This window comes from Aestuariimicrobium sp. Y1814 (assembly GCF_050113895.1).
Taxonomy (GTDB): domain Bacteria; phylum Actinomycetota; class Actinomycetes; order Propionibacteriales; family Propionibacteriaceae; genus Aestuariimicrobium.
Window position 1 is genome coordinate 77,440 of the sequence record NZ_JBNJRW010000003.1, and the last position, 21,820, is coordinate 99,259.

The window sequence follows — 21,820 nt, forward strand, 5'->3', positions numbered from 1 at the left end:
CGCGGCTCAGTGCGGCGTCCCGTACAAACAGAAACGGCGCTCCCACCCAAACGACCCGTGGTGCCGGAGAAGGGACTTGAACCCTCACGCCCGCAGGCACAGGAACCTAAATCCTGCGTGTCTACCAATTCCACCACTCCGGCTGCGGTGCACATGCTACCCGGGACAAGCCGGGCGGCCCTCAGGCGGCGATGCCGAGGTCGCGCTGCAGCTTGGCGACGTGGCCGGTGGCCTTGACGTTGTACTGGGCCAGCGAGATGGTGCCCTCGCCGGCGTCATCGACATCGACCACGAAGGTCGAGCGGATCACCCCGATGACGTCCTTGCCGTAGAGCTTGCGGCTGCCCCAGGCCCCGTAGGCCTTGATGGCCTCACGCTCGGGGTCGGCCAGCAGCGGGAAACCCAGGCTCTCCTTCTCGGTGAAGGCCGCGAGCTTCTCCACGGTGTCCGGGGAGATCCCGACCACGGTGTAGCCAGCCGCGGCCAGGTCCTTCAGCGCGGTGCTGAAGTCGACGGCCTGGGTGGTGCAGCCGGGGGTCATCGCGGCGGGGTAGAAGTAGACGATGACCTTCCGTCCCGGGAAGTCAGCCAGGCTGACGACCTGTCCGGCAGAGTCCGGCAGGCTGAACTCGGGGGCCGGGGAACCGGCGGCAAGACGCTCACTCATGACCCAAACCCTATAGGCTTCCGGTGTTGAGGGGGCGCGGCGCGTCCCTGCCCTGAACGTCTGCGCGGAGGAACACATGGCCGAGAAGAAGGACAAGCCGAAGGACACCCGGACTGCCGAGCAGATCCGACGAGACATCGCCGCAGCCCGGGCCCGCGTCTCGGCCAATGTCGAGCAGCTTGTCGAAGAGGTGCACCCGACGACCGTGAAGGACCGCGCCGTCGACCAGGCCCGCACCTTCGCCCAGGCCGAGTTCAACTCGGCCAAGGCCACCATCAAGGACGAGGCCGGCTGGCGGATGGACCGGGTCCTCGCCGTGGGTGCGGCTGTCGCCGGTGTCGTGGTCTTCCTGCTGACCGTCCGGGCGATCGGTGGCGCCCGCAAGAAGTCGATCGAGAAGAAGGCGCTCAAGGCGCTCGAACTCGACTGAGCACCCCTGTCCCGGACGACCTCCGAGGCCCCCACAGCGCCAATCCGCACCCCCGATGGGGAATTCACCACTTCTCAAGGTTGAATACGGATTCGTTATCAATTCGCAATCGTTGCGTTCAACACTTGCACTCGAGAGCTTGACAGAGTGTCTGGTGGAACCAATTGCGCTGCTCAGTGGGGAGCAGCCAGGAACGGAACGGGACAACCATGCGTGCTATCTCCCGGATTGCTGCTGTCATCAGCGCATCCGCCCTTGCGCTCGCCCTTGCCGGCTGCGCCGATACCGGTGACGACACCACCGGCTCCAACACCACGGCCGATGCGGGCGCGATCGATTGCGCCCCCTATGAAGCCTTCGGCGACCTGAACGGCAAGGAGGTCACGGTCTACACCTCGATCGTCGCCCCCGAGGACCAGTCGCACATCGACTCCTACAAGCCCTTCGAGGACTGCACCGGCGCCAAGATCATCTACGAGGGCTCCAAGGAGTTCGAGGCCCAGCTGCTCGTCCGCGTCAAGGGTGACAATGCCCCTGACATCGCCTACATCCCCCAGCCCGGCCTGCTGAACACTCTGGTCAACGAGACCGGCAAGGTCGTCGAGGCCCCGGCCGAGGTCGCCGCCAATGTCGACCAGAACTGGGAGGCCTCCTGGAAGGCCTACGGCTCGGTCGACGGCAAGTTCTACGCAGCCCCGCTCGGCGCCAACGTGAAGTCCTTCGTGTGGTACTCGCCGAAGATGTTCGCCGACAAGGGCTACGAAGTGCCCAACACCTGGGCCGAGATGATGGACCTCACCGAGAAGATCGCCAACGACGACCCCGAGGCCAAGCCCTGGTGCGCTGGCTTCGGCTCCGGTGATGCCACCGGTTGGCCCGGCACCGACTGGCTCGAGGACGTGCTGATGCGCACCTCCTCGCCCGAGAACTACGACAAGTGGGTCAACCACGAGATCCCGTTCAACGACCCGACCGTGGTCGAGGCGCTGGACACCGCCGGCAAGATCCTGAAGGAGCCGCGCTACGTCAACGGTGGCTTCGGTGACGTCAAGACCATCGCCACCACCACCTTCCAGGACGGCGGCCAGCCGATCCTGCAGAACAAGTGCTACATGCACCGCCAGGCCTCGTTCTACGCGGCCAACTGGCCGGCCGGCACCAACGTGGCCGAGGACGGCGACGTGTTCGCGTTCTACCTGCCCGCCGTCGACGAGTCCAAGGGCAAGCCGGTCCTGGGTGGTGGCGAGTTCGTGGCCGCCTTCTCCGACCGTCCCGAGGTGAAGGCCTTCCAGACCTACCTGTCGTCGGCCGACTGGGCCAACGCCAAGGCCAAGGCCACCCCCGGCGGTGGCTGGGTCTCGGCCAACAAGGGCCTGGACCCGAACAACCTGGCCTCGCCGATCGACAAGCTGTCAGCCGAGACCCTGGCTGACCCGCAGGCCGTGTTCCGCTTCGACGGTTCCGACCTGATGCCCGGCGCCGTGGGTGCCGGCACCTTCTGGCGGGGCATGACCAACTGGATCACCGGCTCCGACTCCGCGACGGAGCTCAAGATGATCGAAGACTCCTGGCCGGCCTGACCGACCAGCCACGTCACTGACAACTGAGGCCGTGGTGGGCGGCGACCCGTCGTCCACCACGGCCTCGTCATGAGAGGAGTTCACATGGACTGGGCTGCGCTTGGCGCCAAGTTCATCCCCATGCTGATCGCCATCGCGGCCTTCGCGGGGGTGGTGTTGCTGGTGATGGTGGTCGCCAACCTGATCAGCAAGGGGCGCAACAAGTACGTCGAGGCGATCGAGGGGTACTGGTGGGTGCTGCCGGTGCTGCTGATGCTGGGTGTCGGCCTGCTCTACCCGGGCCTGCTCACCATCCAGCAGAGCTTCAGCGGCCCGCAGGGTGATGGCGCCTTCAGCTGGAGCAACTACATCCACGTCTTCACCGACGCCGAGATGCGCACCACCTTGTGGAACACCGTCGCCTGGACCGTCCTGGTGCCCCTGTTGTCGACCGCGATCGGGCTCACCTACGCCATCCTGGTCGACCGCAGCCGCGCCGAGGCCTTCGCCAAGGCGCTGGTCTTCCTGCCGATGGCGATCTCGATGGTGGGCGCCTCGATCATCTGGAAGTTCGTCTACGACTACCGCGGTGCCGGACGAGACCAGATCGGCATCCTGAACGCCATCCTCGACGGTGTGGGTTTCGAGCCGATCAACTTCATGCTGGAACGGCCCGGCAACACGTTCTGGCTGATCATCGTGATGGTCTGGATTCAGGCCGGATTCGCGATGACCATCCTGTCGGCGGCCATCAAGGCCATCCCGGATGACGTGATCGAGGCCGCCAGGCTCGACGGCACCAGCTCGTGGAACCTGTTCTACTACATCACCTTGCCGAGCATCCGCGGCTCCATGGTGGTCGTGCTGACCACCATCGCCATCGCCACGTTGAAGGTCTTCGACATCGTGCGCACCATGACCGGTGGCCAGTTCGGCACCTCGGTCATCGCCAACGACTTCTACAACCATTCCTTCCGGTACAACCAGGCCGGCATCGGGTCGGCGTTGGCGGTGATCCTTTTCATCATGGTCATCCCGATCGTGGTCTACAACGTGATCCAGTTGAGGAGGTCTTGAGATGGCCCAGCCCGTGATCAACCCCGACACGCCGCTGCCCAGCGACCTCGAGCCGACCGGCACCGAGCTGGAGACCGGCACCTCGCGAAGGAAGCTGCGTCGCGCCGGGCGCAAGAGTGTCGCCGGCAACGCCGCCCGCGCGGTCAGTTCGCCCTGGGCGTCGCTGGTGGCGATCGTCATCGCCGTGCTCTGGACGATGCCGACCCTTGGCCTGCTGGTGACCTCCTTCCGCACCCAGCAGGACATCAACGAGACCGGGTGGTGGCACGTCTTCGTCAAGCCGTGGTTCACCATCAGGAACTACCAGCAGGCGATGTTCGGGTCGCAGACCAGCCTGGTCGACTACTTCGTGAACTCGCTGGTGATCACCATCCCCGCGGTGATGATCCCCATGCTGCTGGCGACCATCGCCGCCTACGCCTTCGCCTGGATCAAGTTCCCCGGACGAGACATCTTGTTCGTGGCCGTGTTCGCGTTGCAGGTGGTGCCCCTGCAGGTGGCGCTGATCCCGCTGCTGCAGTTCTTCAACGGCACCGGCATCGACGGCTTCTGGCGGGTGTGGCTGGCCCACGGCACGTTCGCGTTGCCGCTGGCGGTCTTCCTGCTGCACAACTTCATGAAGGACCTGCCCGGCGAACTGCTCGAGGCGGCCCGCGTCGACGGCGCCGGCCACGTGCAGATCTTCACCCGCATCATGCTGCCGCTGCTGACCCCGGCAATCGCCAGCTTCGGCATCTTCCAGTTCCTGTGGGTATGGAACGACCTGCTGGTGGCGCTGATCTTCCTCGGCGGCACCCGTGACGTCGCACCGCTGACGGTGCGGGTGGCGGAGTTGTCGGGCACGATGGGCAGTTCCTGGCACCTGTTGGCGGCCGGCGCGTTCATCTCGATGATCGTGCCCGTGGTCGTCTTCCTGGCGCTGCAGCGCTACTTCGTCCGTGGTCTGCTGGCCGGTGGCCTGAAGGGCTGAAACCCGCCGCCACCAGCCCCAACGGACAAAGCAGAAGGCCCCTCCCGCAATCGGGAGGGGCCTTCCGGCTGGTACACCGCCCGGGACTCGAACCCGGAACCCACTGATTAAGAGTCAGTTGCTCTGCCAATTGAGCTAGCAGTGCGCGCGAGTAAGAACTATACCGCGCTGCCCGCCGAATGTGAAATCGGGCCGGGGGAGCGCCGGGGCGGCGCCGGGCCGGCCCCAGCCATAAGGCTTGCCTATGCCCGGCCCCAGCAGATTCTTGCTTGTTCAACCAGCCTCGGGGAGCTTGACTGGCTGGCAGCGCGGACTTGTCGTCCGCCCCGTGCCGCTGCTGGCGATCATGGCCGTGGCCATCGGTGGGGTCCGCGGGGCGCGCACGCTGATCATGCGCAGCGGGGTGCTCGACAGGTGGGGCGTGCGTGACTTCGGGGCGGTGATGGCCTGGTTCAACCTGCCCGTGGCGATCGGGATTGCACTCTCGCCGATGCTGGGGTCGCTGCTGGCCGGGGTGCTGGGCAGCTGGTCGCTCGCGACAGTGGTGCTCGCGGTGGTCGTGCTGGCCGGTTCGGTGCTGGCCAGCCGCACCTGAGGTGCGTGGCCGCGACCGGCCCCGGGTTCGTCCTATCCCCGGATCGCGGAGATCCGCTCCGTGCGCAGGGTCGCCACCGACGACATCGGCAGCGGGTCGAGCTCATGGCCCAGCGCCAGCTCGAGCAGGTGGTCGGCCAGGGCGGGGTTGCGCGCCAGCACCGGCCCGTGCGGGTAGGTGCCGATGATCTTGCCCTGCACCGCGCCCTCGAACCCTCGTCCGTCGTTGCCGATGCCCTTCTCGACCCGGGCCAGGGGCTTCGCGTCCTTGCCCAGGGTGGTGTAGCCGCCGTGGTTCTCGAAGCCGGTGATCAGGCTGGTGTCGCCGTCCGGCAGCGTCCACTCGGTGAGGATCTCACCCACGGCCCGCGTCGGGCCGCGCCGGGTCGACACGTCGAGCAGCCCCAGCCCCTCGTGCACCTCGTCGTTCTCACCCACGGTGAAGCTCGTGCCGCAGATCTGGAAACCGGCGCACACCGCCAGCAGCACCCCGCCGGCGTCGAGCCCGCGGAACAGGTTGCCGTCGGCCTTGAGGGCCTTGACCGCCGAGATCTGGGCCAGGTCCTCACCGCCGCCGAGCAGGTAGACCTGCGCGTCAGGGGGGATCGTGTCGCCGGGTTCACACACCACCAGTTCGGCGTCAAGGCCGCGGCGGCGCAACCGCTGCAGCAGCACGATGGAGTTGCCGCGGTCACCGTAGACCCCGAGCAGTGACTGGTAGACCAGCGCAATCGTGACCGTCATGCCAGGCCTCCCAGCTTCCGCAGCTTCTGGAACGGGGTGTAGGTCGCGATCACGTCGACCGGGTCGGCGTGGGCGACCACGCGCGGGTCGGCGAAGGCGGCCATCAGGTCATGGATGACGGTGAACTCGACCCCGGCGTAGTCCAGCCGCACCGCCAGGTCCTGCGCGCGGGGGCCGGTGGCGATCACATGGCGCCCGGCGAGTTGCTCGAACTCCACGTCCCACAGCCACGACAGGTCACGCCCGTCAGCAGCGGCGGCGTCAATGGGCAGGACGATCGGGTCGGTGGTCGCCAGCGGCAGCGACTCGGCCCAGCCGGCCGGGTTCTTGGCCAGCAGCAGCCGGCCCTGCGCCTCGCCGAAGTTGGCGACGGCGTAACGCCCGGCGGGGGCGGCGACGGTGGCCATGCCCGCGAGCGCCATGGCCGGCGGCACCCCCATCACACGGGCCGCAGCCAGGGCGCAGGCAGCGTTGGCGCGGTTGAACCGGCCGGGCACCTGCAGCTCGAGCCGCCAGGTCTGGCCCACGGGGTCGATCACGTCCTCCCCGTCCAGCACGTAGTCAGCCTCGGGTTGGGCGAGGTCGCCGGTCGGGCAGGCCCATCGTCCGCCCTCGCGCACCAGGACGGTGCCGCAGGCCGGGCACAGGGTGGCGTCCTGGGTCCACGGGTCGGCGGTGTCGACCCAGATCACCCGGCGGGCGGGTTCGGCCGACCAGACCACCAGCGGGTCGCAGGCGTTGGCGACGACCACCGGGCCGACGTCGCCGGCCTTGGCCAGGGCCCGCCGCCAGCTTCGTCCGAGGGCATTGATCTCGTGGTGGCGGTCGAGTTGGTCGCGGCTGAAGTTCAGCAGCACGAGCACCTCGGGGGCACCCAGTTCGATGACCGACCCGACGACGCGTTCGTCGGTCTCGAGCACGGCGATGGGGGCATTCGGGTTGGTCACCAGGGCCGAGGCGATGCCGTGGTGCAGGTTGGCGCCGTCGGCGTTGGTGACCACTTCGCGCGGGTCGGCCAGGGAGGCCTGCACCGCGGCGGTCAGCAGGTGGGTGGTGGTGGTCTTGCCGTTGGTGCCCGAGACCGCGGCCACCCGACGACCGGCCAGCAGCTTGCCCAGCGCATTGTGGTCGAGGGCCAGCAGCACCTTGCCGCGCACCGAGGCGCCGGAGCCCCGCCCGATCATCCGCGACCCCAGCGCGGCCCCACTGCCGGCCATCGCGGCAAGGTCGAGGTGGAGGCGTCCCAGCAGGCCTGGGCGCGGTCGGGAGAAGCGCAGTCTCGGTCGGGCCATGCGGACCATTGTGGCACGCGGGACCCCCGCCGAATCGCGTCCTGAGTACGCCTTGTGTGACAACTTCGTGCCGTGTGTGACAACTGCGTGACGCCCGGGCGCAGGCGGACGATCGGCTCAGCAGTTGCCCGACTGGAAGATGAACCAGCCGTTGGGCAGTTCCAGGGCCAGTTCGCACCGGGGGTCGGCGCCGCGCTGGGTGTGGATCGCGGCACCCACCGGGGCGGCGGTGCTGGAGCCGTCGGGCCAGGGCCGGGGGATGTAGGCGCCGGCGGTCTGGGCGATCGCGGCGATGTTGCAGGTCACCTCACCAAGCCGGTGGCCGGGGTTCGCCGGCAGGGTGGTGGCCTGGTAGTCGTTGTAGTTCCAGATCAGCATCGGGACGTACTGGGGGCGGGGGAACGTGTTCGGCAGCGGGTCGCTCTTGGCGGTGGGGCAGGGGAACAACGGCCCGGGTTGGCGCGGGGCCGGCACGGCTTCAGGTCGGGAGGCGGTCAGGGTGTCGACGACCACCACCGCGGCGACCACCACCCCGAACAGCGCGGCGGTGAAGACGGCCAGCAGCAGCCGGCGGGCCTGGTCGATCGGCTCGTGTTCGATCCTGACCGGGGTGTGGCTGCGTCGTTCGTAGCGCCCGGTCAGTGGCTCCAGGCGTGGGGTGTCGGCGGGCCGCTGCCCAGCCCGCTGGCGTGTCGGCGTTGACCCTGCCATGTTCCGAGCCTACGCCGCGGTTCGGTGGTGATCCAGATCACCGGGTGGCGGCTGGGTGGGCTGGCTGGCTCAGCTGGTGGTGAACTCCAGCTCCAGGAGTTCGAAGGCGACCGCGGTGACGGTGGGGGTGAACTCGTCGCCGCTGGCGCGCACGCGCACCCGCAGGTCGACCTCGCCGCCGTCGGGGCGGGTGTGCCGCAGTGAGACGGTGTAGCGGCCGATCGGGATGTCGACCACCTCCCAGCCGGTCAACGAGTAGGTGATGGTCTCACCCTGGCTGCCATCGATCAGCGGACCGTCAGGCACCATGACCAGCTCGACGGTGTCCAGCTCGATGGTCTCGGACTCGTAGTCCTGGTGGATGTTGATGGTGGCTCCCCAGTAGCTGTCGTTGCTCTGGGGCCATTGACCGGCGACCTTCAGCACCAGGTTGCGCACCGCCCCCTCGGACGAGCCGAACGGTGCCCGGTCGGCCTCCAGCCCCAGGGTGTAGGTGGTGCCGTGGTAGTCGATCTTCACCTGCCCGCCCATCGTCCAGGTGGTGACGTCGCCCCGGGGGAGCTCGATGCGGTAGGCGCCGTCGGCGTCGGTGCTGCCCAGGGCATTGCTGTTGTAGGCCAGGGTGTTGTCCGCCCAGACCTCGGCATTGGCCACCGGCTCACCGGCCTCGGTGGTCACCACCCCCTTGACGACGAAGGGTTCGGCGTCACCGACCGGCTGCGGCGAGGGCGGGCCGCCGGCATCGGACGAGGTCAGTCCCAGACACCCGCTGAGCAGCAGCAGGGCAGCCAGGAGTGGGGCGAGGAGTCGTCCGGCGCTCATGGTGTGACCGGGGGAGGGGGAACTGACACATCGGGACATGGGACCACCCTCCGGCAGGGTCGGCGTCGGGGCTGCTGCCACCGGCGTGCGGCAACCATAGCAACGTCACGATTCACCCGACGGGGCCTCGCGGGGCGTCCTGTGCGCGCGGCTGCCTCGTCCGCCCCCCATCACCGCGGATGCGCAAGCTCCTGAGGGTTGGACGATCAGCTAGGCTGGACGATCAGCGGGGCAGGATGTCCTGGTCGAAGATGTCCAGCGGGATCTTCAGGGTGACCGCGGCATTGGGGATGTCCACGATGCCACCGACATGCATCTCGCAGGGGGCCACCGAGATGATGGTGTAGGCCTGCTCGGGGGTGTAGCCGAACTTGCCGAGGTAGTCGATCGCCTGTTCGACGGCGTCGACGGCGGCAGCGGTCGCATCCAGGTACTGCTGGCTGGTGCCCCGGGCGGACAGGCCTGCGAAGCTCAGGTACCTCGTCCCCAGGTTCGGGTCGACCGGCGAGGGACGAAGCATCGGTGCGCGGACGCCGTACTTCTCCATGCCGCCCTTGATGATGTCGAAGCGGTACCAGCCCACGCCGTCCATCTCGATGGCGTTCCAGGTGATCTCGCCGTCGCCCTCGGCGAAGTGGAAGTCGCACGGAGTCATTCGTGGCCCCGCAGGCGGCATCCTCGAACTGACCGGGCCTCAGGCGCTCAGCCGCCGATCAGCCTGGTTGACCTTTTGAAGAAGGCCGGTTGAAACTGAGGTCAAAAATCTTGTTCGGGGTCTTTGGTTCGCCCGGCTGAACGCATAGAATAGAACACAAGTACTAATCAATTGACTCGGTGACATCGAGCCCAGTCAACGGAGCAGGGGTGTTCAGGATGGATGGTCCGGCGTACCCGGAGGATGTGGATGCCGGAGCGAAGCGTGCGATCCTGGTCGATTTGCGGCAGGCGTATGCGGCGCAGCGCAGGGCTGAGGCGGAGTCGTTCCGGTTGTTGACCGAGGCGGCGAGCCTGTATTTCGCCGTGCCGGGTGGCGCCTCTGACACGGTCTTGCATGGTGAGCGGCTTGAGGCTGTCGGCGGTGAGGGCGTGCCGTTGGTGGCCGAGTTCTGTGTGGTCGAGATCGCGGCGTTGATGGGCATGACCACTGACCAGATGCAGGTGGGGCTGCGGCTTGCGCTTGATGTGCGCTTCCGCTTCCCGGCGACGTGGCAGCACGTGCTGGCTGGTGGGTTGCGGGTGTGGCAGGCCGAAGAGTTGGCATCGGTGACGCACCGGTTGCCGGCCTCGGTGTGTGCGGTGATCGATGGTGAACTTGCGGCGCTGGTGGGCACCTTGCCCTGGCAGCGGCTGCGGAAGGGGTTGCGGGCCAGGGTGATGGAACTCGACCCCGACCCGACCAGGCGGAAAGGGAACCTTGCCCGTGGGCGGCGCCGGGTCGACTTCGAGGACTCGGAGGAGGGCATCGTGGGCATGTCCGCGGTGCTGGACGCGGCGGATGCGGTGTTCTTGAATGCGCAGCTGACGCGGGTGGCGGGCATCCTGGGTGAGGCTGGCAGTACCGACACGCTGGCGCAGCGTCGTGCGGCGGCATTGGGGGTGCTGGCGTCCCCGGCGCGGGCGCTGCAGTTGTTGCAGGCCTCGCTGCAGGGCGAACTGCCGGATCACCTCGACCCCGATGATCTCGACCCTGGCTGCCCGGCCCGGGGGCAGCGGGGGCACACCTGTGGCGCGGTCACGGTGCACCCTGACCGGTTGCTGCCCCGGGCTGAGTTGGTGGTGCACCTGACCGACGCCACCCTCGCCTCCGGTGAAGGACTCGCGCGGTGCACGGCCTCGGGGCCGGAAGGGTTGAACCCTGGGCCGGTGCTGGCGGGTTGGGTGAAGGACCTGGTGGGGCATACCCGGGTTACGGTGCGTCCGGTGCTCGACCCTGGTGGGGTCGCGCCGGTGGACTCCTACGAAGTGCCGGCGTCGATGCGACGGTCGGTGCTGTTGTGCAACCCGTACGAGGTGTTCCCGTTCGCGAAACGTTCCTCCGCCGGGCTCGACCTCGACCACACCAGGCCCTGGGCATCATCCAAGCAGACGTGGGTCGACCAGCTCGGTGACCACCGACAACCCGATGACGACCCGCCGACACGGATCGGGAACCTCGCCCCGCTGTCCCGCAAGGTGCACCGGGCGAAAACCCACGGCGGCTGGACACTCGCCCAACCCTCACCCGGCATCTTCTTGTGGAAGTCACCGTTGGGCTTCGGGTACCTCGTCACTCCCAGCCAGAGCTGGCTGATCATGGACCCGACCGGCCAAATCCTGCCACGCCAGCAACCCGCCACAGTCGCCGCGTGACTGACCCCCCCGGTGGGCGGGGCAGTTCGAGGGGGGTGGCAGAAGTGCGCCCGGAGCCCGCTTATAGCCTGCGGAGTAGATGGTTGTCAAAACGCGGCGAAGGGGCTGTCATGTCAGTGACGACGAAGCAGGATTCAGTCATGTTCTCACCCATCACGATCGGTGGGGTGGAGATCAAGAACCGGTTGGTGGTCGCCCCGATGGTGACCAACTATTGCGACCAGGACGGCATGCCGACCGAGCGGTTCATTCGCTACCACGAAGAGAAGGCCAAGGGCGGGTGGGGCCTGATCATCATCGAGGACTACGCCGTCGACCCCGCAGGACGAGGCTTCTGGACACCCGGCCTGTGGGACGACTCCCAGACCGCTCCCCACGCCGGGCTGGTCGAGCGGCTCCACGCCCATGGCGCGAAGGTCATCGCGCAGATCTACCACTGCGGTCGCCAGACCACCGAAGCGCTCATCGGTGTCCAGCCGGTGTCGGCGTCCGGTGTGCCCGACCCGGCCAGCGGCTCGGTGCCGCGGGCGCTGACGGTCCCCGAGATCCATCGCATCGTCCAGCAGTTCGCCGAGACGTCGCTGCGGGCCAAGCAGGCCGGGTTCGACGGCGTCGAGGTCCACGGTGCGCATGGCTACCTGATCTCGCAGTTCATGTCGTACCACGCCAACCGGCGCGTCGACGAGTACGGCGGCTCGTTCGAGAACCGGATGCGGTTCCCCCTCGAGATCATCGCGGCCATCCGCGAGCTCTGCGGTGACGACTTCTGCGTGACCTTCCGCATCTCGGCGGACGAGCAGGTCACCGACGGCCGGGGACTGGCCGAGACCCTCGAGATCGTGCCGCTGCTGGAGGCTGCCGGTATCGATGCCATCCACGTCTCGGCCGGAACCTATGCCAGCAGCTGGTCGATCATCCCGCCGCTGAACGTGAAGCAGGGCTGGATCGTCGACCATGCCGCGGCCATCAAGGAGGTCGTCGACATTCCGGTGATCACGGTGGGGCGGATCAACGACCCCGCGATGGCCGAGTCGGTGCTGCAGTCGGGGAAGGCGGACATGGTCGCCATGGCCCGCCAGTCGCTGGCCGACCCGTACACCCCGATCAAGTACCAGCAGGGGCGCCGCAGCGAGATCCGCTCGTGCATCGCGTGCCAGCAGGGCTGCGTCGGGAACCTGTTCGGGGGCCAGGCGATCGCTTGCATGATCAACGCCCAGTGCGGGTATGAGTACCTCGACGAACAGCAGCCGGCCACCGAGAAGAAGACCATCGCCGTGGTCGGCGGTGGGCCGGCCGGGCTGGAGGCGGCTCGGGTGGCAGCCGAGCGCGGCCACACCGTCCACCTCTACGAGAAGACCGGGACCCTTGGTGGCGAGCTCGTCCCCGGTGCGATGCCGCCGAACAAGGGCGAGTTCACCTCGTACCTGTCGTGGGCGGCCCGGATGGTCGAGGCCGTCGGCGTCGAGGTGCACCTGGACACCGAGTTCACCGTGGACTTGTGCCGGCAGACCAACCCGGACCACGTGATCGTCGCCACCGGAGCTGTCGCCGCCCGGCCCCCGATCGCGGGCCTTGACCTGCCGCACGTCGTGGCCGCCTCGGACCTGCTGATGGGACGCGCATCGGTCGGCAAGCAGGTCGTCGTCGCCGGCGGCGGCATGATCGGCAGCGAAACGGCCTCGTGGCTCGGCGTCATTCCCGGCGCGGACGTCACGATCGTCGAGATGCTGCCCACCATCGCCGCGGAGGAGGACGCCAGCCGGCGCATGTTCCTGATGCAGTTGCTCACCGAGCGCGGCGTGAAGCTGATGCCCTCGACGAAGATCGTGGAGATCACCGCCGACGCGGTCGAGGTGGAGGACGCCGGCGGGCAGCGCCACACGCTGCCGTGCGACAACGTCGTGCTGGCGCTCGGCACGCAGCCGGTGCGTGAGCTGGTCGAAGAACTCGAGGGCGTGGTGCCGTTCACGGTCGTCGGTGACGCGGTCGAGGCCCGCAACGTGCTGCCCGCGGTCCGTGAGGGCTTCCTGGCCGGGTGCGCGGTGTAGTCGCGCTGGGGGGTGATCTGGCGGCGCACCGTGCGGGTCGCGCCGGTCGGCATGATCGCGTTCCTGGTGTTCGTCCGTGTGGTCGGCTATGGCTTCCCGGTCTCGTCATGGTGGGAGGACCTGCTGATCACGGTGGTGATGGCGGTGTTGCTGTACCGCAGCGAACACCCACCGGACGATGGTGCGATAGCGCTCCATCGACTGCTGCGGGCAGGCCGGGGGCGGCGATCCGGCCCGGAGTCCACCCGCTGAGGGGCTCGGCGGTTGGCGAGGTGCTCGTTGAGGGCGCTGGGCCCGATGGCTTGTCGGCGGATCAGGCTCGCCAACGCATCGACTGTCGCGACGTCGGCAGTCGCGGGGAACCTCCACTCGACCTCGCCCCGCGGCGTGCTGACCTCGATGGTGGGTCGCACAAGCTCGCGGAGGATCGTCCCTGGGCGACGGCAGGTCACCTCGTCCAGCGGGTGGATGTCACCCACCTCGCCCTGGCGCAGGAGTGCCTTCGCGTATGCCGTGATGAGGCGCCTGTCGGTCACGGCGATGAAAGTGCTGGACGACGTCGATTCCCAGGGGGCGTCGACCTGCCTGCCCAGGAACGCGGGAACCACCGCCGCGTCGAGGATCGATCCGGCGGCACGTCCGAAGGCGACGCCGCGCAGTTCTTCCCCGTCTTCCAGGAACCAGCGCAGCACGCGCAAGTACGGGTCCAGGTCGACGCCCTCGGGTGCGCACACCGTGTCCGGGACGGCAGGCATGGAGACGGCGGGGTGAAGCATGTCGGCCAGCGGCTCAATGGCCTCGAGGATTTGAGCACACGTCCGCTGGGACACCGTGGCGTCCTTGCGCTGCCGGGTGAGCGGCAGTGTGGCCCGCCCCGGCAGTTCGGCAATGATCCTCAGTTCGCGGACGAGTGAGTCGGTGAGTTGGCCGATCTCCTTTAGCGTCGCTTCGATCTCCTCCTGGGTCGTCCGGGTGATGCGGTCGAAGAGCCCGGCCTCTGCCTCGTCGTCGGCGCTTCGGGTGCGCGCGATGGCAGCCCTCAGTGCCTGGTACCCGGCGTACGTCTTGAGCGATCCGAGCAGGGCATGGGTGTCGAAGACCATGGCCTCAGCGTGATGGTCGAGGTACTGGCGCCTGGCTCGCCCATCCAGGTTCCCGACCGCCTGGATGTGTCCGGACACGTTCTTGCGGTAGACATCCAGGTGCTTGCGGATCATGGGGTCGCTGGCGGCGATCGGGTCCCAGACTGTTTCGGTGACCCCGCCGAGTGCACGGGCTTCGTGGAGCGCGGACTCCACCGCCGTTGCCAAGCCCTCCAACTCCGACCACTGCTCACGGCGGATCGCCGTGAGGGTCTGGGTGGTGAGCGCGATGTTCGTGCGGACCAGCCCCGAGATCTCACCGAGTTGCATCTGGAGCGCCAGCATCGCGACTGCAGGACCGATCGCGGCGATGGCCGTGGCCGCTGTCACGGAGGCAGGGATGAAGCGGGCCTGGGCAACCAGGTCGCCGTTCTTGAAGATGGCTCCGAGCTTGGCGCCATCCTTGGTCGCCAGCTCGCCGCCGCTCTTGAGGAGTGCGAAAGTGGCATCGCTGACCCGGTAGAGCCCCTGGGCGCTGGTGGCGGCATTGGCGAGGTTGCCGCCGATGGTGCCCAGGTTCGCGATCGAGCCGAGGACCGTGGACAGTTGCGCGCGGTCGAACGAAGGCATGACGCCCAGGTCGATGAGCTCCATGCCATCCGGAACCTCGCCGAACACCACCGCGACGCCGGGGCTCACCTCTACGAGGGTCGTGCGTACAGCTTCGACCGAGCCATCCTCCATGCCTGCCCCCTCTGGTTGTCAGTAAGTATCGCAGTCGGGACTGACAGTTCCGAGGGACCCGCTCCGTGCAGACTGGTTGCATGCAGGAGTTCACTCGCGACGACCTGATTCGCCAGTCGGCGAGCAGGCCGTCTCGCAGGGTGCCTCCATCGTGGACATCGCTGTTGGCGAATCGCTCCTCGGCGTGACTTGCCCCCGGGGCTAAGCAGCGCGTGCCCAGTGCGCGCACTCCGAGGGCATCCTTCTTGGTCTCTGTTCACCGCCGCCGTGCCCTGTCCCCGGCGGAGAGGCAGACTACGGCACGATCTGGAACGAGATTCCCGACCAGCTTCGGCCTGACGTCGAAGGCGCGGCAGCAGGCCAGGATCCTCCCCACTTCACGGACATGGACGGCCTGAGCATCGCTGCCGGGACGGTCAGTACGTTCCTCTTCGGATACACCGCGGAGGTCTTCGCCTCGGATCTCGCCTCGGGTCTCCCCACCCCGTTCGCGTCGATGCTCACTGTGCTCCGCGCGGGCCACCTGCCTCTTGGGTTTGATGAGGCGGGTCGAGTGCTGGTGCACTGAGAGCGCACCCCACGACGGGCTGAGCATCCCCGGCCTCCACGCCGACGCCCTGAGCTGGGTCGCCAGGGCAAAGTAACAGGGCCAGGTGTGGAATCCACACCTGGCCCATTCGGGGTGAGTAACGGGACTTGAACCCGCGACATCCGCGACCACAACGCGGCGCTCTACCAGCTGAGCTATACCCACCATGTTTCACAGCACCGGCACAACCGGCTCGAAAGAGCATACCGGTCGCCGCGCCCGAGTGCGAATCGGGGTCAGTCGGTGTCCTGCTGGCCGATCGTGGTGGTCCCCAGGTCCTGGACGACCGCACCGGTCAACGAACCCTGGTGGCGACGCGACAGGATCTTCGCGTCCTGGGTCGCCGGTCCGGGGGAGGGGACGAAGACCGCCTCGCGGTAGTAGCGCAGTTCCTCGATCGACTCCTGGATGTCGGCCAGGGCCCGGTGGTTGCCCGACTTCGCCGGCGCGTTGTAGTACGCCTTGGGGAACCAGCGTCGGCTCAGCTCCTTGATCGAACTGACATCCACATTGCGGTAGTGGACGAAGCCCTCGAGCGTGGGCATGTCCCGGGCCAGGAACGCCCGGTCGGTGCCGATCGAGTTGCCGGCCAGCGGCGCCTTGCGGGCCACCGGCACGTACTCGCGGACGTAGTCCAGCACCAGCTGCTCGGCCTCGGCCATGGTCACACCGTTCGGCAGGTCGGCGAGCAACCCCGACGAGGTGTGCATCTCGCGGACGAAGTCGCCCATCTGCGCCAGCGCCTCGTCGGTGGGTTTGATGATGACATCGACCCCCTCGCCCAGTACGTTCAGGTCGGAGTCGGTGACCAGCGCGGCGACCTCGATGAGTGCATCGGCCCCCAGGTCGAGCCCGGTCATCTCGCAGTCGACCCACACCAAGGTCTCGTTGGTGGCACTCACCGTGTCAGGCTCCTGTTCGTCCAACTCGTCACCGCCCAGGTCCGCAGGGGGACGAAGACGTGGCGCCCCAGGCAGGAATCGAACCTGCGCGCGACAGATTAGAAGGCTGCTGCTCTATCCGCTGAGCTACTGGGGCATCGGCCCCGCACGAGGGCCTCGTCCAGCATATCCGGGCCGATCCGCCCGGGCGCTACTCTGGGACCCATGGCCACCACTGTGAAGCTCGAGCGTCGCGCGCGCGTGCTCAACGGCATCCCGCGCAAACCCGACCTCAGCAAACCGCCGGCCATCCGACTGCTGAAGAACCCCTGGATCTGGGGGACCATCATTCTGGCCCTGGTCTCGTTCATCGGGCTGTGGGACATGTACGCGATGTTGCACCCTGACGTGGTCACCGAAGAGGGCATCATCCCCGGCATCCAGAACCAGTCGTTCATCCTGGCCGCGAAGTACGCCTGGCCGACCGCCGCGATCTACGTCGCGCTGTTCGTCCTGCTCGACCGGTTCCGCCGGCAGAACATCTGGATGTACCTCATGGCCTTCCTGTGGGGCGGGGTGATGTCGACCTGGTTCAGCATCTACGTCAACACCTGGATGGGCCAGATGCTGGGCGTCACCGGCAACGACCCCACCACCAGCTCCCGCTCGGCGATCTTCTCCGCGCCCTTCGTCGAGGAAGCCGCCAAGTGCACCTTCCTGTTCGCGCTCGCCATCCTGGCCCGCTACCGGATCGTCAGCACCCTGCAGGCGGTGAGCCTGGCCGGCATCAACGCCATCGGCTTCGCGTTCGTCGAGAACATCGTCTACTACTCCCGCGCCCACAACTACGCCACGCTGACCCCGCAGATCGCCGACCCCGAGGCCGCCATGGCCCAGCTGGTGTTGTTGCGCGGGGTCTACACCTCGTTCGGGCACCCGCTGTTCACCTGCCTGGCCGCGTTCGGCATCGTGGTCGGCCTGCGCCACCGCGCCAAGATCGTGCGCATCTGCGCCCCGCTGGCCGGGTTCGCGTTCGCGGCGCTCGGACACATGGCCTTCAACGGCATCGCCTCGATCACCACCGACGAACAGGCCCGGATGTACTGGTTCATCGGCCTGGGGCTGGTGGCGATGATCATCATCACCCTGATCGGCCACGCGATCACCGAGGGACGACGCATCCGCGCCCGCCTGACCGACTTCGTCCGGATGGGGTGGCTGGCCGACTCCGACCCGTTCATGTACTCGCGGACCCGCAGCCGGGTCGCCATGATCACGATCGCGCTGTTCCAGCCGCGCCGCCTGCCGGCCACCCTGAAGGTCATGCGGCACATGACCGAGCTGGCCTACCTGCGCGACGGGATGACCCGCGGGTTGATCGACGAGGCCGGCTACGAACGTTCCCGCGACCTGATCCAGGAGATCGAGGCGCTGCGCCCGGTCGCAGTCACCTCCAGCGCCCACGGCGAACGCATCATCTGGCCCAAGTTCAGCCTGCCCAAGCGTCTGCGCGCCGCCCTGCCGGCCCGGGTGCCCGCGCGCAGCAGCGCCCCCAACCCGCAGTGGGCCCCACCCAGCTGACCCGGCCCCGCCCCGGGTGGGAGCAGGCAACCCACAGCTGAGACAGGTCTGAACCACTCGCGCAGGATGCGGGCCAACCGGGCTCGTCCGTGCCATTGTGGAAGACGTGTCGACGAATGAACTGGTCACCTCGCTGACGGCGCTGCGCGAACAACTCGCCGCCGTGAGGTTGCCCCTGCCGCTGCCCGGCGCCGAAACCCAGCAGCGCACCGCCCGCGCCATGACCGAGCAGTTGGACGACTACGTCCTGCCCCGGCTGGCCAGCATCGACGCCCCACTGCTGTGCGTGGTCGGCGGTTCCACCGGGGCCGGGAAGTCCACCCTGGTCAACACGCTGGTCGGCGCCCGGGTCACCCAGCCCGGTGTCATCCGCCCGACCACCCGCAGCCCCGTCCTGGTGCACCACCCCGATGACGTGCGCTGGTTCGACGACGAACGCATCCTGCCCGGGCTGATCCGCTCCACCGTCTCCACCCAGGACGCCCGGTCCCTGCAGCTGGTCGCCGAACCGAGCCTGCCGAAGGGCCTGGCGCTGATCGACGCCCCCGACGTCGACTCGGTGGTCGAACAGAACCGTGCGCTGGCCGCCCAACTGCTGCAGGCCGCCGACCTGTGGCTGTTCGTCACCTCGGCAGCCCGCTACGCCGACGCCGTCCCGTGGGAGTACCTGCGCCGCGCCGTCGAACGACGCGCCGCGGTCGCGGTCGTCCTCAACCGGGTGCCGCCGGCCGCGATGGCCGAAGTGCCGCCGCACCTGGGCCAGATGATGACCGAGCGGGGCCTGGGCGACTCGGCCCTGTTCGCCGTCCCCGAAACGGTCACCGACGAGAACGGCATGCTGCCCGACGCCGCCGTCTCACCGATCCGCACCTGGCTGGCTGACCTGGCCGCCGACCAGACCACCAAGGCCGCGGTGGTCATGCAGACCCTCGACGGGGCGATCGCGAACCTCGTCCACCAGGCGCCGGTGGTGGCGGCCGCGGCCGCCGAACAGGCCCAGGCACTCGACCAGATCCGCGAGGACGCGCTGGCCTCCTACGTCGAGGCCAGCCGGTCGGTGGCGGTGCAGACCGCCGACGGCAGCCTGCTGCGCGGTGAGGTGCTGGCCCGCTGGCACGAACTGATCGGCACCGGCGAGTTCATGCGCGCCGTCGAGCAGAAGATCAGCTGGCTTCGCGACCGGGTCTGGGGCGCCATCGTCGGCAAACCACCCGAGGTCGACAAGATGAAGGTCGCCGTCGAGAACGGGTTGGAGGCCCTGGTCCTGGAAGAGGGCAACGCCGCCGCCGAACGCGCCGAGGCCGCCTGGCGGGCCAACCCCGCAGGCCGGGCACTGCTCGAACGCCACCTCGCCGACGGCGGGGAGGACCTGGCCCGGGCCTCGTCCGCGTTCCCCGGCGCCGTCTCGCGGATGGTGCGCGACTGGCAGGGTGACGTCATCGAACTGGTCTCGAACGAGGGCATGTCGAAGCGCTCCCGGGCCAGGCTGCTGGCCTTCGGCGTCAACGGCGCAGGGGTCGCGTTGATGGTGCTGATCTTCGCGCAGACCGGTGGTCTGACCGGCGCCGAGATCGGTGTGGCCGGCGGCACCTCCGTGGTGGCGCAGCGGCTGCTCGAGGCCCTGATCGGTGATGACGCGGTCCGCTCACTGGCGACCAAGGCCAAGGCTGACCTCGACGCGCGGGTGCAGGCGGTGCTGGCCAACGAGTACGCCCGCTACGAGACGGTGCTGGAGCGGGCCATCACCCCCCACCAGAGCGAGCAGCTGCTGTCGGCGATCGGCCAGGTGCAGGCCGCCCGCGGCATCGACGAGCGGGCCCTGCCGGCCAGCCACACCCCGGAACTGGAAGCCCCGACCATGAACCAGCTGCCCGCCGGCACCGACCTGAGTGGCGCCGAACAGGTGGAGGCAGAACCGCTTCCTGGGCAGGCGCAGGCTGACCCGGTGCAGGCCGAACTGTGGCAGGGGGAGCGGTGAGCAAACAGCGGCCCCTCCCCGAACGGCTGACCGCGCTCAAGCAGGCCGCCCACCTGGCCCGCGGGCGCAGCGCGGACGAGGTCGTCGACCACGCCGAACAGGTCGCGGCCCGGGCCGACGGACGACTGGTGTTCAGCGGCGGGCACACCGTCGTCGCGCTGGCCGGGGCGACCGGGTCGGGCAAGTCATCGGCCTTCAACGCCATCACCGGCGCCGAGATAGCCGAACCGGGGGTGCGCCGGCCGACCACGTCGAAGGCGCTCGCCGCGACCTTCGGCCCGGCCCCCAGCTCGGAGCTGTTGGACTGGCTCGACGTGCCGCGGCGCCAAGTGGTCGCCGAGGTGCCCAAGGGCCTGGAGGGGCTGGTGCTGCTCGACCTGCCCGACCACGACTCCACCCAGACCCAGCACCGGGTCGAGGCCGACCGACTGGTCGAACTGGTCGACATGCTGGTGTGGGTCGTCGACCCGCAGAAGTACGCCGACGCCGCCCTGCACGACCACTACCTCAAACCCATGCGGCACCACGCTGCGACCATGCTGGTGCTGCTCAACCAGGTCGACACCCTGGCCCCGCAGCAGGCCGACGACCTGCTGGCCGACCTGAGGAGGCTGCTCGAGGCCGAAGGGCTGGGTGCCACCCGGGTGATCGGGGTCTCCGCCCTGACCGGGCAGGGATTCGACGAGGTGCGCCAGGTGCTCGCCAAGGTGGTCAAGGACAAATCGGCGGCCGCCAAGCGGCTCGGCCACGACGTCGCGGCCGCCGCCGAGCAGTTGGAGGCCTCGCTGGGCAAACCCGCCACCGAGGCAGTGGGGGCGGGCACCCGCAAGCAACTGGTCGCCTCGCTGTCGAAGGCGGCTGGCACCGACGTGGTCGCCGAGGCGACCCTGAACGCCACCCGCCGCCGCGGCTCGGTGATCACCGGCTGGCCGGCGCTGAGCTGGCTGGCGTCGCTGCGACCCGACCCGCTGCGCCGGTTGCGGCTGGGTGCGCTGCCGAAGGCGAACAAGAAGCAGGAACTGGAACCGGCCAAGGTGCAGCGCACCAACATCACCCGCGCCGAGGGTGCCCTGCAGGCGCGGGTCGACTCGGCGATCCGTGAGGTGTCCGATGAGGCGTCGGCGGGCCTGCCGCGGGGCTGGGCCGATGCGGTGCGGACGGCCTCACGCACCCACCAGACGGTGCTGGCCGATGACCTGGACCAGGCCGTGGCGACCACCGACCTGGGCATGGGCCGTGGCTTCGGCTACTGGCGGCTGATCCAGGTGATCCAGTGGGTCCTGATGGCCGCGGTGATCGTCGGACTGGGCTGGTTGCTGGCCGACTTCGTGCTGGCCTACTTCCAGTTGCCGCCGCTGCCGGCGCGTGAGTGGCGCGGGGTGCCGGTGCCCACCCTGCTCGTGTTCGGCGGGGTCGGTGCCGGTTTGCTGCTGGGGTTGGTCAGCCGGCTGCTGGTCGAGGTCACGGCCCGCGCCAAGGGTCGCAAGGCCCAGTCGGCGCTCGGACGAAGCATCTCGCGGGTGGCTGAGCAGAAGGTGATCGCCCCGGTCAACGCCGAGTTGGCCCGCCACCAGCAGGCGCGCGAGCAGGTCCGCCTCGCCGCCTGAGGCACTCGGGTGTTGTCCCGGGGCGGGGTGGTGTTGTCCGTCCGGGGCCTGGTGTTGTCGGTGGGAACACCGCCGGGCGTAACTGCTCATGGTCG

18 protein-coding genes and 4 tRNA genes are annotated in these 21,820 nt (G+C 68.5%); 10 read left to right on the forward strand and 12 right to left on the reverse strand.

Features of this window, described 5'->3' with window-relative positions; all coding sequences use genetic code 11:
• Window positions 1-58: 58 nt before the first annotated feature.
• Together ACQE3C_RS04510 and bcp are read right to left on the reverse strand one after the other, a co-directional pair.
• A tRNA-Leu gene (locus tag ACQE3C_RS04510) sits at window positions 59-143 on the reverse strand.
• A 38-nt stretch (window positions 144-181) separates the two neighbouring features.
• Window positions 182-667: a thioredoxin-dependent thiol peroxidase gene (gene bcp / locus ACQE3C_RS04515; RefSeq protein WP_434537991.1), complete on the reverse strand. Its 486-nt coding sequence runs from the start codon at window positions 665-667 to the stop codon at window positions 182-184.
• A gap of 76 nt (window positions 668-743) precedes the next feature.
• Between bcp and ACQE3C_RS04520 the strand changes: the two genes are divergently transcribed.
• The 4 genes from ACQE3C_RS04520 to ACQE3C_RS04535 all read left to right on the forward strand — a co-directional run bounded on the left by ACQE3C_RS04520 (window position 744) and on the right by ACQE3C_RS04535 (window position 4,703).
• Window positions 744-1,097 (forward strand): DUF3618 domain-containing protein, encoded by a 354-nt coding sequence (locus ACQE3C_RS04520; RefSeq protein ID WP_434537992.1) that lies wholly within the window; start codon window positions 744-746, stop codon window positions 1,095-1,097.
• Between the two features lie 209 nt (window positions 1,098-1,306).
• A complete protein-coding gene (locus tag ACQE3C_RS04525) occupies window positions 1,307-2,677 on the forward strand; it encodes an ABC transporter substrate-binding protein (protein ID WP_434537993.1) in 1,371 nt (456 codons plus the stop codon).
• A gap of 84 nt (window positions 2,678-2,761) precedes the next feature.
• Entirely contained in the window at window positions 2,762-3,733 is a 972-nt protein-coding gene (locus ACQE3C_RS04530) for a carbohydrate ABC transporter permease (protein ID WP_434537994.1), read from the forward strand.
• A gap of 1 nt (window position 3,734) precedes the next feature.
• Complete coding sequence (locus ACQE3C_RS04535; protein ID WP_434537995.1) at window positions 3,735-4,703, forward strand: carbohydrate ABC transporter permease; 969 nt, start codon at window positions 3,735-3,737, stop codon at window positions 4,701-4,703.
• A 69-nt stretch (window positions 4,704-4,772) separates the two neighbouring features.
• Here ACQE3C_RS04535 and ACQE3C_RS04540 read toward each other — a convergent pair.
• A tRNA-Lys gene (locus tag ACQE3C_RS04540) sits at window positions 4,773-4,848 on the reverse strand.
• 147 nt (window positions 4,849-4,995) lie between these two features.
• Here ACQE3C_RS04540 and ACQE3C_RS04545 point away from each other — a divergent pair.
• Window positions 4,996-5,298, forward strand: a complete 303-nt coding sequence (locus tag ACQE3C_RS04545; protein ID WP_434537996.1) for a hypothetical protein — start codon at window positions 4,996-4,998, stop codon at window positions 5,296-5,298.
• Window positions 5,299-5,330: 32 nt separating this feature from the next.
• Here the strand turns inward: ACQE3C_RS04545 and ACQE3C_RS04550 are convergent, their stop codons facing one another.
• From ACQE3C_RS04550 to ACQE3C_RS04570, 5 genes are all read right to left on the reverse strand, one after another.
• On the reverse strand, window positions 5,331-6,041 hold the full coding sequence (locus ACQE3C_RS04550; protein ID WP_434537997.1) for a type 1 glutamine amidotransferase: 711 nt from the start codon (window positions 6,039-6,041) through the stop codon (window positions 5,331-5,333).
• Window positions 6,038-7,180, reverse strand: a complete 1,143-nt coding sequence (locus tag ACQE3C_RS04555; protein WP_434538231.1) for a MurT ligase domain-containing protein — start codon at window positions 7,178-7,180, stop codon at window positions 6,038-6,040. Before ACQE3C_RS04555 ends, ACQE3C_RS04550 begins: the two co-directional genes overlap by 4 nt.
• 270 nt (window positions 7,181-7,450) lie before the next feature.
• Complete coding sequence (locus ACQE3C_RS04560; protein WP_434537998.1) at window positions 7,451-8,044, reverse strand: hypothetical protein; 594 nt, start codon at window positions 8,042-8,044, stop codon at window positions 7,451-7,453.
• A 69-nt stretch (window positions 8,045-8,113) separates the two neighbouring features.
• On the reverse strand, window positions 8,114-8,905 hold the full coding sequence (locus tag ACQE3C_RS04565) for a hypothetical protein (protein WP_434537999.1): 792 nt from the start codon (window positions 8,903-8,905) through the stop codon (window positions 8,114-8,116).
• Window positions 8,906-9,089: 184 nt separating this feature from the next.
• Entirely contained in the window at window positions 9,090-9,521 is a 432-nt protein-coding gene (locus tag ACQE3C_RS04570) for an acetamidase/formamidase family protein (protein ID WP_434538000.1), read from the reverse strand.
• A gap of 218 nt (window positions 9,522-9,739) precedes the next feature.
• On the opposite strand from ACQE3C_RS04570, the gene ACQE3C_RS04575 reads away from it, so the two are divergent.
• Complete coding sequence (locus tag ACQE3C_RS04575; protein ID WP_434538001.1) at window positions 9,740-11,215, forward strand: DUF222 domain-containing protein; 1,476 nt, start codon at window positions 9,740-9,742, stop codon at window positions 11,213-11,215.
• A 140-nt stretch (window positions 11,216-11,355) separates the two neighbouring features.
• Window positions 11,356-13,263, forward strand: coding sequence for an FAD-dependent oxidoreductase (locus ACQE3C_RS04580; protein ID WP_434538002.1), 1,908 nt, complete (start codon window positions 11,356-11,358; stop codon window positions 13,261-13,263).
• 86 nt (window positions 13,264-13,349) lie between these two features.
• Here ACQE3C_RS04580 and ACQE3C_RS04585 read toward each other — a convergent pair whose 3' ends face one another.
• The 4 genes from ACQE3C_RS04585 to ACQE3C_RS04600 form a co-directional block, all read right to left on the reverse strand.
• On the reverse strand, window positions 13,350-15,089 hold the full coding sequence (locus tag ACQE3C_RS04585; RefSeq protein WP_434538003.1) for a hypothetical protein: 1,740 nt from the start codon (window positions 15,087-15,089) through the stop codon (window positions 13,350-13,352).
• A gap of 681 nt (window positions 15,090-15,770) precedes the next feature.
• Window positions 15,771-15,843, reverse strand: a tRNA-His gene (locus ACQE3C_RS04590).
• Between the two features lie 71 nt (window positions 15,844-15,914).
• Window positions 15,915-16,580, reverse strand: a complete 666-nt coding sequence (gene orn, locus ACQE3C_RS04595) for an oligoribonuclease (RefSeq protein ID WP_434538004.1) — start codon at window positions 16,578-16,580, stop codon at window positions 15,915-15,917.
• A gap of 60 nt (window positions 16,581-16,640) precedes the next feature.
• Window positions 16,641-16,716, reverse strand: a tRNA-Arg gene (locus ACQE3C_RS04600).
• A 68-nt stretch (window positions 16,717-16,784) separates the two neighbouring features.
• Here ACQE3C_RS04600 and ACQE3C_RS04605 point away from each other — a divergent pair.
• The 3 genes from ACQE3C_RS04605 to ACQE3C_RS04615 all read left to right on the forward strand — a co-directional run bounded on the left by ACQE3C_RS04605 (window position 16,785) and on the right by ACQE3C_RS04615 (window position 21,725).
• Window positions 16,785-18,140 carry a PrsW family intramembrane metalloprotease gene (locus tag ACQE3C_RS04605; protein ID WP_434538005.1) on the forward strand — a complete coding sequence of 452 codons (1,356 nt, stop codon included), beginning with the start codon at window positions 16,785-16,787 and terminating at the stop codon, window positions 18,138-18,140.
• A gap of 106 nt (window positions 18,141-18,246) precedes the next feature.
• Window positions 18,247-20,118, forward strand: a complete 1,872-nt coding sequence (locus tag ACQE3C_RS04610) for a GTPase (RefSeq protein WP_434538006.1) — start codon at window positions 18,247-18,249, stop codon at window positions 20,116-20,118.
• Window positions 20,115-21,725 (forward strand): YfjP family GTPase, encoded by a 1,611-nt coding sequence (locus ACQE3C_RS04615; protein ID WP_434538007.1) that lies wholly within the window; start codon window positions 20,115-20,117, stop codon window positions 21,723-21,725. Before ACQE3C_RS04610 ends, ACQE3C_RS04615 begins: the two co-directional genes overlap by 4 nt.
• The last annotated feature ends 95 nt before the right edge of the window (window positions 21,726-21,820 follow it).

Coding starts and splice junctions, on each gene's coding strand:
- bcp (WP_434537991.1), bottom strand. CDS start 667: ATGAGTGAGCGTCTTGCCGCCGGTTCCCCGGCCCCCGAGTTCAGCCTG.
- ACQE3C_RS04560 (WP_434537998.1), bottom strand. CDS start 8,044: ATGGCAGGGTCAACGCCGACACGCCAGCGGGCTGGGCAGCGGCCCGCC.
- ACQE3C_RS04520 (WP_434537992.1), top strand. CDS start 744: ATGGCCGAGAAGAAGGACAAGCCGAAGGACACCCGGACTGCCGAGCAG.
- ACQE3C_RS04535 (WP_434537995.1), top strand. CDS start 3,735: ATGGCCCAGCCCGTGATCAACCCCGACACGCCGCTGCCCAGCGACCTC.
- ACQE3C_RS04575 (WP_434538001.1), top strand. CDS start 9,740: ATGGATGGTCCGGCGTACCCGGAGGATGTGGATGCCGGAGCGAAGCGT.
- ACQE3C_RS04530 (WP_434537994.1), top strand. CDS start 2,762: ATGGACTGGGCTGCGCTTGGCGCCAAGTTCATCCCCATGCTGATCGCC.
- ACQE3C_RS04585 (WP_434538003.1), bottom strand. CDS start 15,089: ATGGAGGATGGCTCGGTCGAAGCTGTACGCACGACCCTCGTAGAGGTG.
- ACQE3C_RS04570 (WP_434538000.1), bottom strand. CDS start 9,521: ATGACTCCGTGCGACTTCCACTTCGCCGAGGGCGACGGCGAGATCACC.
- ACQE3C_RS04565 (WP_434537999.1), bottom strand. CDS start 8,905: ATGTCCCGATGTGTCAGTTCCCCCTCCCCCGGTCACACCATGAGCGCC.
- ACQE3C_RS04550 (WP_434537997.1), bottom strand. CDS start 6,041: ATGACGGTCACGATTGCGCTGGTCTACCAGTCACTGCTCGGGGTCTAC.
- ACQE3C_RS04580 (WP_434538002.1), top strand. CDS start 11,356: ATGTTCTCACCCATCACGATCGGTGGGGTGGAGATCAAGAACCGGTTG.
- ACQE3C_RS04525 (WP_434537993.1), top strand. CDS start 1,307: ATGCGTGCTATCTCCCGGATTGCTGCTGTCATCAGCGCATCCGCCCTT.
- ACQE3C_RS04605 (WP_434538005.1), top strand. CDS start 16,785: ATGGCCACCACTGTGAAGCTCGAGCGTCGCGCGCGCGTGCTCAACGGC.